General features: G+C 65.7%; 10 protein-coding genes. 5 read left to right on the top strand and 5 right to left on the bottom strand.

The features are described from left to right. The first annotated feature begins 81 nt into the window (after positions 1 to 81). Positions 82 to 1,677, top strand: a complete 1,596-nt coding sequence (locus IT430_12120; protein ID MCC6908682.1) for a VCBS repeat-containing protein — start codon at positions 82 to 84, stop codon at positions 1,675 to 1,677. A gap of 3 nt (positions 1,678 to 1,680) precedes the next feature. Here the strand turns inward: IT430_12120 and IT430_12115 are convergent, their stop codons facing one another. From IT430_12115 to IT430_12105, 3 genes are read right to left on the bottom strand one after another with little or no spacing between them, the layout of a single operon-like run. After that, a complete protein-coding gene (locus IT430_12115) occupies positions 1,681 to 2,442 on the bottom strand; it encodes a biotin--[acetyl-CoA-carboxylase] ligase (GenBank protein MCC6908681.1) in 762 nt (253 codons plus the stop codon). Beyond that, positions 2,439 to 3,368, bottom strand: a complete 930-nt coding sequence (gene nadC / locus IT430_12110) for a carboxylating nicotinate-nucleotide diphosphorylase (GenBank protein MCC6908680.1) — start codon at positions 3,366 to 3,368, stop codon at positions 2,439 to 2,441. The genes IT430_12115 and nadC overlap by 4 nt, the downstream gene beginning before the upstream one ends. Positions 3,369 to 3,394: 26 nt before the next feature. Further along, positions 3,395 to 4,180, bottom strand: coding sequence for a hypothetical protein (locus IT430_12105; GenBank protein ID MCC6908679.1), 786 nt, complete (start codon positions 4,178 to 4,180; stop codon positions 3,395 to 3,397). A gap of 115 nt (positions 4,181 to 4,295) precedes the next feature. Here IT430_12105 and IT430_12100 point away from each other — a divergent pair, with 115 nt between their 5' ends. Beyond that, on the top strand, positions 4,296 to 5,696 hold the full coding sequence (locus tag IT430_12100) for an MBL fold metallo-hydrolase (protein ID MCC6908678.1): 1,401 nt from the start codon (positions 4,296 to 4,298) through the stop codon (positions 5,694 to 5,696). A 7-nt stretch (positions 5,697 to 5,703) separates the two neighbouring features. On the opposite strand, the gene rfbD is transcribed toward IT430_12100, so the two are convergent. Both rfbD and IT430_12090 read right to left on the bottom strand, forming a co-directional pair. Further along, positions 5,704 to 6,570, bottom strand: a complete 867-nt coding sequence (gene rfbD / locus IT430_12095) for a dTDP-4-dehydrorhamnose reductase (protein ID MCC6908677.1) — start codon at positions 6,568 to 6,570, stop codon at positions 5,704 to 5,706. Then, positions 6,567 to 7,463, bottom strand: coding sequence for a glycosyltransferase family 2 protein (locus tag IT430_12090; GenBank protein ID MCC6908676.1), 897 nt, complete (start codon positions 7,461 to 7,463; stop codon positions 6,567 to 6,569). The genes rfbD and IT430_12090 overlap by 4 nt, the downstream gene beginning before the upstream one ends. A 123-nt stretch (positions 7,464 to 7,586) precedes the next feature. Here IT430_12090 and IT430_12085 point away from each other — a divergent pair, with 123 nt between their 5' ends. The 3 genes from IT430_12085 (at position 7,587) to IT430_12075 (ending at position 12,829) form a co-directional block, all read left to right on the top strand. Further along, the gene (locus IT430_12085) at positions 7,587 to 8,219 is read left to right on the top strand and encodes a MaoC family dehydratase (protein MCC6908675.1); all 633 of its coding nucleotides are present in this window, start codon (positions 7,587 to 7,589) and stop codon (positions 8,217 to 8,219) included. A gap of 108 nt (positions 8,220 to 8,327) precedes the next feature. Continuing rightward, the gene (locus tag IT430_12080; GenBank protein MCC6908674.1) at positions 8,328 to 8,816 is read left to right on the top strand and encodes a dTDP-4-dehydrorhamnose 3,5-epimerase family protein; all 489 of its coding nucleotides are present in this window, start codon (positions 8,328 to 8,330) and stop codon (positions 8,814 to 8,816) included. A 77-nt stretch (positions 8,817 to 8,893) separates the two neighbouring features. Further along, entirely contained in the window at positions 8,894 to 12,829 is a 3,936-nt protein-coding gene (locus IT430_12075) for an FG-GAP repeat protein (GenBank protein MCC6908673.1), read from the top strand. Positions 12,830 to 12,882: the final 53 nt, after the last annotated feature.

Here is a 12,882-nt window from a genome sequence, read left to right as displayed (position 1 = left end):
CGGCGGCATCAACTACATCATGTAGGACAGAGCCGCCGTGCGGCGGCTCTGCAGGCCCTTTATGAGAGGAGAGGAGACTTCATGCGAGTTTTTCTGGTTCCCGTGTTCGGGCTGATAGTGGCGGCGATTCCGTGCCGGTCCACTTTGGCTCAGTTCGTCGAGTCGACGCGCGTGATCCACCAGTTCGTTGGTGAAGCAGCCAATGACCAGTTTGGCTGGGTGTCGGCGCCGCTGCTCGACGTCGACGGCGACGGCGCTGACGAAGTGATTGTCACGGCACCGTTCAATTCCGCAGGCGGGGCCGGCGCGGGACGCGTCTACGTCTATTCCGGTCGGACCGGAGCAGAGATGCTCCGCTGGGATGGCGTCGCCGGCGATCAGAACGGAATCGCCGCGCGCGATGCCGGCGACGTGGACAACGACGGAAAGAACGACGTGATTTCGGGGGCGCCCGCCGCCGGCGGCATCGGGCGCGCTTACGTTTACTCCGGCGCCGACGGGCGTCTCATTCACTCCATCCGGATCGGTTCGGCGGGAGATCGGTTCGGATCGGCGGTCTGCGGCGTCGGCGACCTCAACGGCGACGGACACGATGACCTTGCCGTCGGTGCTGATGGGCATGACGCAGGCGGCGCTGACGCCGGTTGCGTGTACATCATCTCCGGGATCGACGGCGCGACGGTGTTCTGGACGATCGACGGCGTGGATGCCGGCGATCGCTTCGGCAACTCCGCGGCCGACGCCGGCGATGTCACCGGTGACGGGTTTGATGATCTGATCGTCGGGGCGCCGGCGGCGGGGCCGAGCAATCGCGGCCGGGCGTATCTGTTCTCCGTGAAGGAGCAGGCGCGGCGCTTCGAGATGATTCCGGATTCGACGGCGGTCGGATTCGGCCAGTTCTTTGTGGCGGGAGTCGGCGACACGAATGGCGATCTCGTCGGCGATCTCTACGTCGCCGACTTCAGCGACAACACGCATGGAACCGGAACGGGTAAGGCGTACGTTTTCAGCGGGGTCGATGGCTCGCGCCTGCTCACGCTCACCGGCGCCGCCGCGGGCGAAGGGTATGGCATCGGGCGCGGGTGCAGCGACGTCAATTTCGACGGCCGGGGTGATCTGATCATCTGCGGCTGGGTCAACGACGAAGGCGCCATCAACGCCGGCAAGGCGGACATCATCTCCGGCGCCGATGGCACCGTCATCCGATCCTTCACCAGTACGACGGCGGGCGAGGGCTTCGGCTTTGACGCCCATGGAATCGGTGACGTGGATGGCGACGGTCGTCTCGACTTTTTCGTGACCGCCGCGTACAACCCGAGCAACGGATTCCGCGCGGGCAAGTGCTACCTCATCTCCGGCGGACTGACGCTCCAGACGCCCGATCCCGGCAGCGCCGGTGCGCGAAACAGGCTTGTCGCAAACGGCGCAGCGCCGGGTAACCGCATTCAGTTCGGCTATGGATTCAGCGGCGGCTCGATGTCCGTGCCCGGCTGTCCCGGCGTGGTGATCAGCATCCGCAATGTGCAGATCGCGGGGACGGCTATCGCCGACGGTTTGGGCAACGCCCGACTGAGCGCGAATGTGCCGGGCGGGCTCGCCGGCCGCACCGTGCTGCTGCAGGCGCTGGAGCGGACCGACTGCAACGTGTCGAATCTGGTGATGCACATGTTTCCGTGACGTTCAGCGCGCCAGGGAAGTCGTCGCCGCCGGTAGAAAGCGCTGGCCGTGTACTGTCCGCACGAGCAGGCCCCGAAGCGGATCAATCCGCTCCACTGTGCCTGTAATGCGCTCGCGACCGATCGTGAAGTGCTGCGTGGTGCCGGCGAGCAGATCGCGATCCTGAAACGCGGCGGTCAGTCGATCGTCATCGCGTCCGAGTGCGTCGCCGAGTTGACTCACGATGCGGTGTATTACCGTGATTCGGTCCTGTGGAGAATCCAGCAACTCCCTCAGACTGATGGCGATCTCTTCAAGGCTCTCGGGCCAGGCGGGCTGGTTCACATTGACGCCGATGCCGATGAGTGCGAGCGGCCCGTGCTGCTCGATGAGAATGCCGGCGAGTTTGCGACCGCTGGCCATGATGTCATTGGGCCAGCGGATACTCAGGCGTCTGCCCACGAAGCGCTCGGCCGCCTCGCACGCGGCGATGGCCGATGCGACCGAGAGGCGCTCGGGAGGTTGCGGGGCGACGGCGATGGTCAGCGCCACACCTTCGCCGCGATCGTCCGCCCATTGCCGGCCGAGCCGGCCGCGGCCGGCGGTCTGCCTCAGCGCCGTCACCAGCAGTCCCGGTCGATCGGTGAGGCGGCGGCATTCATCCTGCGTCGAGGGCGTTTCGTCCAGCACGACGATCCGATCAACGATGGAGTCGGGTTGCTGCACGAGCGGCGCCAGCGCTCGGCGCCAGCGAGCGACCTCAATCTGATGCGCAGGCTCGCTCACGGTAGAAAGTCCAGGCCCAGATCGAGATGCGCAGCCGAGTGCGTCAAGGCGCCGATGGCGATGCGATCGACTCCGCTGGCGGCGATCGCGCCGATGGTGTCGAGTGTTACTCCGCCCGATGCTTCGAGTTCGACGCTCCTATTGAGATCATCGCGCAGCGCCGCCGCCCGGAGCATGTCAGCCGGCGCCATGTTGTCGAGCAGAATGACGTCAACGATGCCCGGCGAGCAGGCCAGAACCGCGCGCAACTGGTCGAGCGAGTCCACCTCAACCTCGACGAATCGAAGCGCGAACTGCCCGCGGGCCTGGCTGAGCCGCTCGCTGAGCCAGAGAGTGAGTTCCGAAGGATTCACGGCCGCGAGATGATTGTCTTTTACGAGCACGGCGTCATACAAGCCAAGGCGATGGCAGAATCCGCCGCCGCAGCGCACGGCGTATTTCTCAAGCCCGCGCCAACCGGGCGTCGTCTTGCGCGTGTCGAAAATGCGCGCGTCGGTGGCGCTGACGGCACGGACGAAGCGCTGCGTGAGCGTGGCGATGCCGCTGAGATGGCAGAGCAGATTGAGCATCGGCCGTTCGAGCGCCAGCAGATCGTTCTGCGGGCCGCGGACGATTCCCGCTGCAATGGCCGGATCGATCTCCCCGCCGTCGGGCGTCAGGGCGTCGACCGAGCAGGCGCTCGAGTAGGCTTCGATCAGCGCCGGCATCGCGCGCCAGCCGCAGATGACGCCGGCGCCGCGCGCGACGACTTGCGCCTGCACGCGCTCGCCGCCAAGCAGCAGCGCTTGCGTCGTCACGTCGCCCACTGCGCCAAGATCCTCCTCGCGCGCCAAGCGAAAGAGCGTGCGCAGCGACTCAGTGGGATTCAGCGCGTGGAACGCCGGCTCCAGGGGCATGGCATTGATGTCCGGCAGCGTCTCACCCATCGCCCAAGTGTAGTGTCCGCGGTTCGTCAGTCGCGCCCGCCGGCGCGGCGCAGCAGCGTCACGTCGAACTCACCGGCCCCGCGCGGCCGCAGGCATACCCGGTCGCCCTCCCGCGCGCCGTGCTGGGCGAACCAGGCGCGCCATGCCCGGCTGCGGAAGATATTGCGGTGCCGCACGATGTCGGTGTGCACCGTGGCGCCGCGGGCGAAGCGAAGCGTGAGCGGCATGCCGGCCTCGGCGCGCGTCCGGCCGCCCAGCGACGCGGCGGGAAATCGATCGGTCAGGCCGGTGAGGTAGACGTGACCATGGCGGATGTTGGCGGCGGTGAGGGGGATGACCATTTCATGGGCCGCGCTGCTGGCGCCGGTTGACTCCGCCGGCGCGTGCAGAAGCTCCTCGAGACAGGCGGGATAGACATCCTCGCGCTCGGGCAGGCATTGCCACGCCACGCCGTGGTGCGGCTTCATCCTCGGGCCGAAGCGGATCGCCTCGACGTCGCGCAGCCAGATCAGCGTGCCGTAGCGAGCCTGCTTGCGGGCGCTCCAGGCAGCGCCGTCGGCGCCGATCCACTCGTTGTAGTCGCGCCGGATGCGGTCGATGTCGCCGGGGCTCAGGTCACGCATGAACATGACGTGCTCCGCAATGGCCGTGGCGCGGAATGGGCCGCCGGATCGTTTCAGATACAGCCGCTCGCCGGCTTCGATCGCCTCGAAGGGCGCCCGGTTGGTCATCGTCAGGCGGATCTCGACGGTCTTGCGGCCGTCGAGGATCGCGCGAAGGTACGTTTCGTAGAGGATGGCGACGTGAATCATCGCGACTCCGCTCGTCCAGGCTCGCGCTCATTCTAACCCGGCGGCGGTCAATCTGTCGCAGACTTCCGCGCTGCCGCACTTGCCCGAGGCGCGTGCCGTTGCTACGTCTACTGTCATGGACATCACCTTCTACGGCGCGGCGCGCGAGGTTACGGGTTCGTGCTTTCTGATCCGCTATCGGGATCGCCGGGTGCTCTTCGACTGCGGCATGCGGCAGGGGACGTTCGAAGCCGACAAGAAAAACCGGCGCCGCTTCCAGTTTGACATCGGCGAACTCGACGCCGTCGTCCTCTCGCACGCGCACATCGATCATTGCGGCCTGCTGCCCAAGCTCGCCGCGGCCGGCTATGCCGGGCCGATCTACGCGACACCCGCCACCATCGCGCTCACCGAGATCCTCCTGCGCGACGCGGCCCACATACAGGAGTCCGACGCCGAGCGTGAAACGCGCTGGCGGGCGAGCGAGGGCAAGAGCGCCGTCGAGCCGCTGTACACGACGCAGGACGCAGAGAAAGTGTTCCCCCTCTTCAAGCCGGTCCCGTACTGGAAGGACTGCCAGGTTCTGGATGAAGTCAGGTTTCGCTTCCACGACGCAGGGCACATCCTCGGCTCGGCCATCACCGAATTCGAAATCGGGAGCGGCGGCAACATGCGCCGGCTGGTCATGTCCGGCGACATCGGACCCGACGGCCAGGCGCTCATTCGCGATCCGGAAACACTCGAGCACGCCCACGCCGTCGTCATGGAATCGACCTACGGCGATCGGGATCATCGCACCAAGGCGCAGACACTGGCGGAGTTCGAGCAGGTGCTGAACGAAGCAGCCCAGACGGGCGGGCATGTCGTCATCCCTGCCTTCGCCGTCGGCCGCATTCAATCGCTGATCTACCGACTGGCCGAACTCGATCGGGAGAAGCGACTGCCGTTCCGCGAGGTGTACGTGGACAGCCCCATGGCTCTGACCACGACGGGACTGTACTGCCGCAACGCCGGGCTCTTTGATGAAGAGACGCTCGAACTCATCGAGCAGGGATTCGAATTGTGCGATCTCGATTTCGTGCACTTCACCCACAGCGTGGATGATTCGAAAGCGCTCAACGAACTGAAGCGGCCGGCCATCATCATCAGCGCCAGCGGCATGTGCACCGGTGGGCGCGTGCTGCACCATCTCCGGCACAACCTCTGGCGGCCCGAGGCGCACGTCGTCTTCGTGGGCTTCCAGGGGCGCGGCACGCTGGGACGCCAACTCGTTGATGGGGCGAAGACGGTTCGCATCTACGGCAAGGAGGTCAGCGTCAAGGCCGCGATTCACACCATCAACGGCTTCTCGGCCCATGCAGGACGCACCGATCTCATCCGCTGGCACGATGCATTCACCAAGGGCAACCCGCAGACGCTGCTCGTGCACGGCGAAGAGGAGTCGATGGAAGCGTTGGCTGACGCGCTCGAAAAGCGCCGCCACGTCAGGCCCGCCATGCCTCGCGAAGGCGAGACGATCAGTTTCGGAAAGGACTGACGGCGGCTCAGCCGCCGCGCGCGTTCAGTTGCCCGATGACCTCGCGCAGCGCCTCGCGCCAGTGGCGCGGCGGACGTCCCAGCGCGTGTTGGAGCCGGGTGAGATCGAGCGTCGAATACCGGGGTCGCCGGGCGGGCGTGGGGTAATCCTCCGTTCGGCATGGTTCAACGGTCGCCTCCGGCGCGCCGAAGTCGCGAATCGCGCATGCGAATTCGCACCAGCTCGCCTCGCCATCATTGGCCGCGTGGATGGTGCCGCGCAGAGGCGAATCGATGAGCGCGAGGGTGAATTCCGCCAGATCATCGCAGCACGTCGGCCGGCCGCGCTGATCGTCGATGACGCGCACCTTTCCAGCGCTGCGAAGCCGGCCAAGGATCGTGCGGACAAAGTTGCGGCCGTGCGCGGCGTACAGCCACGAGCTGCGAATCAGCAGGTGCTCGCAGCCGCTCTCGACGACCGCCCGCTCGCCCGCGAATTTAGATCGGCCGTACTCATTGATCGGGCCGGTTGGATCGTCCTCGCGCCAAGGTCGATGGGCGGATCCGTCGAAGACGTAGTCGGTGGAGTAGTGGACGAGTAGCGAGCCGTGCTGTCGGCAGGCGCGGGCCAGGCTGCCGACGGCGTCGCCATTGAGCCGGTGAGCGGCCGCGGCATCGCTTTCCGCGCCGTCCACGTTGGTGTACCCCGACGCGTTGATCACCCAATTGGGTTTCGATTCACGAACCACCGCCTCAACGCGAGAGTCGATGGTGATGTCAAGATCATCCTGGGTCAGGAACGTCCATTCGTTCGACAGACCTCGCCGCTGCACCAGATCGGCGAGCGAAGTAGCGAGCATGCCGCCGGCTCCGAGAACGATGGTTCGACCGCTCACGAAGCGGGCCGCCTGCGGAGTTGCCGCTGCGTGTCCAGCGCGGCCCGCCAACTCGGAGCAAAGGGGTGGCTCGAGCGGTGCAGCGCCAGCGTCGATCGGAGGAGCAGGCCGAACACCACCACCTCCCAGCCGGGGCGGTGCCGGGCGAGGTAGCGCACGAGGCTGCGCCGCGTGTGCACCTGCCGCACGGGGTCGGCCGCCCGCTGCGCGTTGGGCGAGCGATGCATCACCCGCCACGACGGCTCAAAGCGGGTGCGCCAGCCGCGATCAGCCAGTCGCTTGCACAGGTCGGTGTCTTCGTAGTCGAGGAACATGCCCTCGTCGAATCCTCCCGCGGCTGTGAAGGCGCTGCGTCGAAGCGCCAGGCACGCACCGGTCGCCCATGGCACATTGCATGCGACTGTCGGCGTCATCCGGTACTTTCGCGTACGGCGCGGCTTGAGCCGCCCCAGCAGCAGGCCAGGCAGCGTCGGAAAGTCGCCGACGCTGGGCTGGATGCCGCCGCCCTGATCGGGCGGATCGAGCAGCATCGGCGCGATGCACCCGACGTCGCGAGCTACAGCGCCGATGACCGTCTGCATGGCCTCGAACGAGCCCGCGGGAAAATCGAGATCGCAATTGCAGGCGAGAATCCACTCGGAACTGCCGTCTCCCGCGGAACATGCGCGGTTGACGGCCCCGCCGTAGCCGGCGTTGGCGCCGAAGTCGATGCGTCGGGCCCACGGGAATGTCTGGAGGCACTCGATGGTTGTGTCAGTGCATTCGTTGGTAACGACGCGCACAACTACGTCCCAAGCCTCATCGCGCTGGTGCTCGATCGAGGAAAGCAGGCGCGACAGGTCGGGAGCGGCCGCCCCGTTGGCGACGATGAGGATTTCGATTTCGCTGCCCATGCGGGTGGAGTCGGTGTAAAGAAGCAAGGCGGCCAGTTGCCGCCGGCGGCGTGGCGCGACTATAACCGTGGGATTCTAGAAGGCGACCAGGCAGTGGGGGGCCGGTGGGCCAGGGAGAGGCGCATGACCCGCTCGGCGACCAATTCAGCACGGCAGGCGATGCAGGACGGCCGCCTTGCGCGCTTTGAACCCCACCGTGTCGGCAAATTCTGGGATGAGATCGAAGTCGGCGACCGCCTCACGGACTTCCCCCATTGCGTCGTCACGATCACTGAAGACATGGTCGTGCGCTTTGCCGAACTCACCGGCGATCTCAATCCGCTGCACGTGGATCACGAGTTTGCCATGCGTAGTGTCTATCGGCGGACGATCACGCACGGGGCATTTCTCACCTCGCTGGCCATCGGGCAGTACCATCGCTGCGATTACACCTACGGCACGATTCTCGCGCTCTCGACGCTCGCCACGCGCTTCCTCCAGCCGTCCTACGTCGGCGACCGGCTCTATCTCGAAATGCACGTCGTGGGCAAGTCGGAGTCAAGTCACCCCAAGCGAGGGATGGTCGAATACCACGCCTGGATGCGCCGCGCCAATGACCACGTCGCCATCATCCGGCTCGATTTCGAGTTGATGGTTCTGCGGCTCGCCGGCCGGCGGGGCCTTGAACGACTTGGCGTCACGGATGAAGTCCTCGCTCAGCGCCGCTTCCGCTGCGATACCGATCCGCCCTCGCCGCCGGGCATCGAGTATCCCTGAGCGATTGCTCACCCCCGGATATACAATGCCCGCCGGCTGCGGTCGAGTCAGCCGTGGCATCATCGTCGATCGCGTGAGACTGTCCCCAGACTGTGCGAGCCCGTCCCCATGAGCGAACTGCTGCGACCCGAGCGGAGTGAATCTCTGGCCGATTTCAAGTCGAGATGCGAGGCCGCCGCCGCACCCGGGTTCTTTCCGCTCAGCGCGTGGGTGGACGACCGCGGCTGGTCGTTCATGGGGCTTATGGCCGGCATTCTCAGCGGCGGACAGATCAACTACTCCGTCCAGCAGCCCGGCGTGATCAAAGCCTGGCATCTGCACGAGCGCCAGACGGATGTGTGGTGCCTGCTGCACGGCTGCATCAAGGCAGCCGTCATGACGCGTGATGGCGGGGCGCGATGGACGGCGGCGCTGGGCGAGCGGAATCCAGGAGTGCTGGTCATTCCCCCGAGCCTCTGGCACGGGGCCATGACCATCGGCCCGGCTCAGGCGGGCCTGTTGTATTACGTGGACCACGAATACGACCCGAGCCGCCCCGACGAGCAGCGGCAGAGCCACGACTGGCAATGGAACCCCTGGGTCGTGCAGCCGCGTTGACCGGTTCGCCGTCGGATTGCGAGTAAGAGTCTGGGTGGCAGTGAGTTGTGCCAACCCGTCATGAGGAGAGACGATTCATGTTCAGACGAACCGGCGCCCGCTGCCTGCGACGGCCCGCGCATCCGGGATTGCTCGGCCGCATCGCCTTTCACCCGCTCGAACCGCGGAAACTGCTCTTCGGCGACCCCGTGTTCAATGTCGGCGCGCTCGATGGATCCAACGGCTTTCGCATCCCGGGCGTCGAAGCCGGTGGCGAACTGGGCTTCTCAATCACGGCCATCGGCGATCTCAACGCCGATGGCATTTCCGATCTCGCCGTCAGCGCTCCCGCCGCGGGCGACCTCCTGCAGAACGGTCGCGTCTACATCGTTTTCGGAGCCACGGGTCTGGGCGCGAGCGGCCAGATCGACCTTGCATCGCTCGATGGTTCGAATGGCTTTGTCATCAACGGCGTCGAGACCGCCGGGCACGCCGGCTGGAGCCTCTCATCGGCAGGCGATGTCAATGGCGACATGATCGCCGATCTGATCATCGGCACGCCTTTCGCCAATAAGGCCTACATCCTCTACGGCAGGAGCGGAATCGGCGCCGGCGGCGCATTCTCGCTCGGCGACATCGTCAACGGGGCCAACGGCGTCGAGATCCTCGGAGGAATCGACGACTCCATCGGATTGTCTGTTGCCGGAATCGGCGATCTCAACAACGACGGCTATGGCGACGTGGCGTTGGGATCGATCACCGCGTTCAACGCCGCGGGCGCTGCGTATGTCGTCTTCGGCGACCCGAATCTGGGGACCGACGGCCCGGTAAACGTGACTGATCTCGATGGGTTCACTGGCCTGTTCATTCCCGGTCTGGCTGTCGATGACGACCTCGGCTGGCGCGTCGGCGGAGCGGGCGATCTCAATAACGACGGCATCGCGGACCTCGTCGTCGGCGCTCTCGAGGTGGATTCGAACGGCGCCGGCTCGGCGTACGTCATCTTCGGCAAGTCCGGACTCGGTCAGAACACCTCAGGTTTCATCGATCTGGCGGGCCTCGACGGGTCAAGCGGTTTCGTCGTACAGGGCCCCAGCGTCGGCAGCCTGTTCTCGTTCAGCGTGTCCGGCGGCGGCGATGTGAACGGCGATGAGATCGACGATCTGATCGTCGGCAGCATCACCCAGAACGCCTACGTCATCTTCGGCGCCGCGGGCATCGGCGGCAGCGGAGTCTTCAGCCTCAGCACGCTCAACGGCTCGAACGGGTATACCGTGCTCGTGCCGCTTGGCTCGGGCGCCTTCGCCACGCACGCGGGCGATCTCAACAACGATGGCGTCGACGACGTCGCCATCGCCGGCTATGCCCTCGACGAGGTCTATGTCTTCGTCGGCGGGCCCGATGTAGGATCGAGCGGCACGTTCGACGTGTCCATGGTCGATGGCGAGAACGGCTTCATCATCCAGGGCGTGTCGCTCATCAGCGGCATCATCGGCGAGCCGATCTCGCTGGGCAAGGATGTGAACAACGACGGCCGCGACGACCTGCTCATCGGCGCTGCCGCCACGAATCAGAACACCGGCGAGGCGTACGTTCTCTTCGGCATTTCCATCACCAACCTCAGCGCACCCGTCAACTTGACCGCCACAGCGCTCGACGGCATGTCGATCGAATTGCAGTGGGAAGACACGACGCTCTTTGAGGACGGATTCGAACTCGAGCGCTCGCTGGACGGGGTGACTGGCTGGACGCAGGTGACGCTGACCCCGCCCTCCAGCGGCACGGGCGGCTTTGTCACGTATCCCGACGGCAGTCTGAACCCCAACACGCGCTACTACTACCGTGTACGGGCCTACAACTCGCTTACAAACTCCGCGTACTCCAACGTGGCCAGCGCCATCACGCAGGTTCCCCCGCTGGATCCGGGCAATCTGCAGGCGGTTGCGCTCTCGTCATCGGAGATCAGGCTCACGTGGGACGACAACTCAACGGACGAAGACGGCTTCAACATCTATCGCCTTGAAGGCGAGTTCATGACGCTGGTCGGTTCCGTCGGCGCCAATGTGAGCACCTTCGACGACACGATGCTCATGCCCAATACGCCGTACTACTACACCGTGCGCGCCTACAACGACGCCGGGGAATCCGGCGATTCCAACGTCGCCTTCGCGTACACGCAGGGCGGCGTGCTCCTCACGCCGGCGGCGCCAACCGGCCTCGTCGCCGTGGCGATCTCCCAGAGCGAGATTCGGTTGAACTGGATGGACAACTCAGACAACGAGCAGGGCTTCATCATCGAGCGCGCCGCCGACCCCAGCCTCACGTGGACGCAGATCGATACGGTCCAGCCGAATCAGACGCAGTACGTGAACATGAATCTGCAGGCGGATTCGACGTGGTTCTATCGCGTCCGCGCCTACAACGCAGCGGGCAACTCCGATCCGAGTAACGTCGCCGGCGCGACCACCTCCTCCGCGCAGGGCGGGGGTCGGCGGTCGGAAATCGTCGATGGCGACGGCGACGTCGCCATCTTCACCCTCGTGGGCGTGGGCGGCTCGATCACTTACACGTCATTCGGCGACGGCGGCGGCATTGACACGCTTTACGTCGCCGCACAGGCCGCAAGCGTCGGCTCGCTGAACGTGACGGTCGTTCAGGCCGTCGGCGGAGACGGGCGCATCCAGATCGGCCGCATCCAGGGCGATATCGCGCTGGGCGATCTGTTCGTCCGCGTCGGCACGATCAACTTCGCGCAGGTCGATCTCGTCGGTGATGGGGCCTGGCTGTGCAACGTCAACCGCGCGACGTTCGGCGACCTCACCGGCAGCGCTTCGATCGAAGGGCAATGCGCCGATCTGACGCTGCGCGATGTGAACACGACGGGGAGCATCACGCTGTGCGACGTGAACAGCTTCCGCGCCCGCTCTCTCGTGCTCGGCGGCGGATTTACGGCCCACAGTGTGGCAAACCTCAACGTCGATACCGACGCCGACTTCGCGCTGACAACCGACAGTGAAAGCGGCCTGGGCTCCATGCGCATCGGCGGCGACGCGACGATCAGCCTCGACGTGAACCGGGCCGGGATGATCAACATCCTCGGCAACTCCACGTTCACCGGCGGCTCGCAGGTGATCGACACGCTCACCCGGCTCAAGATCGGCGGCTCGTGGATCAGCGGCTCGCTCGCCGTCGGCCGCCTGGGAGCCAAACTCGAAGTCGTCGGCAACGTGCAATCCGGCGCCGCGTTCAGTGCCTCGGGCGGCTGCGTCGTCGTTTGCGGCAGTTCGGCCGGCACGTTCAATCTCGACCACTTCGCACGATTCACCGTCAAGGGCAACGTCACCGGCGGCAGCGTGAACATCACCGACTCGTCGGCCGGCATCGTGAGCATCAAGGGAGATTTCAGCGGCGGCGAGATCACGACCGACGCCGCAGGTCTCTGGTGTCTGAAAGTCTGCGGCTCGATGGGCGCCTCAGCCTCGTTTGACAGCGGCGGGCTGCTGCACAAGGCGACCATCGTCGGCTCGCTGGCCGGTTCGATGACGGTGGGTTCGGCTGACTGCATCGTCGTCTGCGCCGACTTTACCGGCGACTTCACCGCCAACGGCGCCGAGGGCCAGACGGTCGGCAAGTTCAGCGTCAAGGGCGCCGCCACTGGCGCGCGCTTCGCCGCCGTCGGAGACGTGAACTGCATCATCCTCGGCGAACTCAACGCGTCGGAGATCTACGTCGGGCTGCCGGCGGATTGGGCCGGCGGGCTGCCCGTCTCGATGGGCGAGTTTGTGCGCCAGTCCGTGCTCAACAAACTTCAGGTGCGCGGCGGGACCGACGGCGCGACCATCGCTGCTTCGACGATCGCCAACCTGTGCCTGAGGGAGATTTCCGACCAGCAGGTGTTCCATCTCGCCGCGGCCCACGTCGATCGGGCGAAGATGATCGTGGAGAGCCAGAACTACAACCTGGGCCCCGACCGCATCTTCGTCGACCTGCCGATGCTCGCGTATCTGGACATCCTGCAACTGCTCTCAGTTTGAAGCGCATCGCCGCGCTTGCTCGCGCGCGTATCATGCCTTCGACGAAAGGTGGT

Source organism: Phycisphaerales bacterium, from assembly GCA_020852515.1.
GTDB lineage: Bacteria > Planctomycetota > Phycisphaerae > Phycisphaerales > UBA5793 > UBA5793.
The sequence above is the reverse complement of the archived record's forward strand: the minus strand, read 5'-3'. Positions and strand labels throughout refer to the sequence as shown.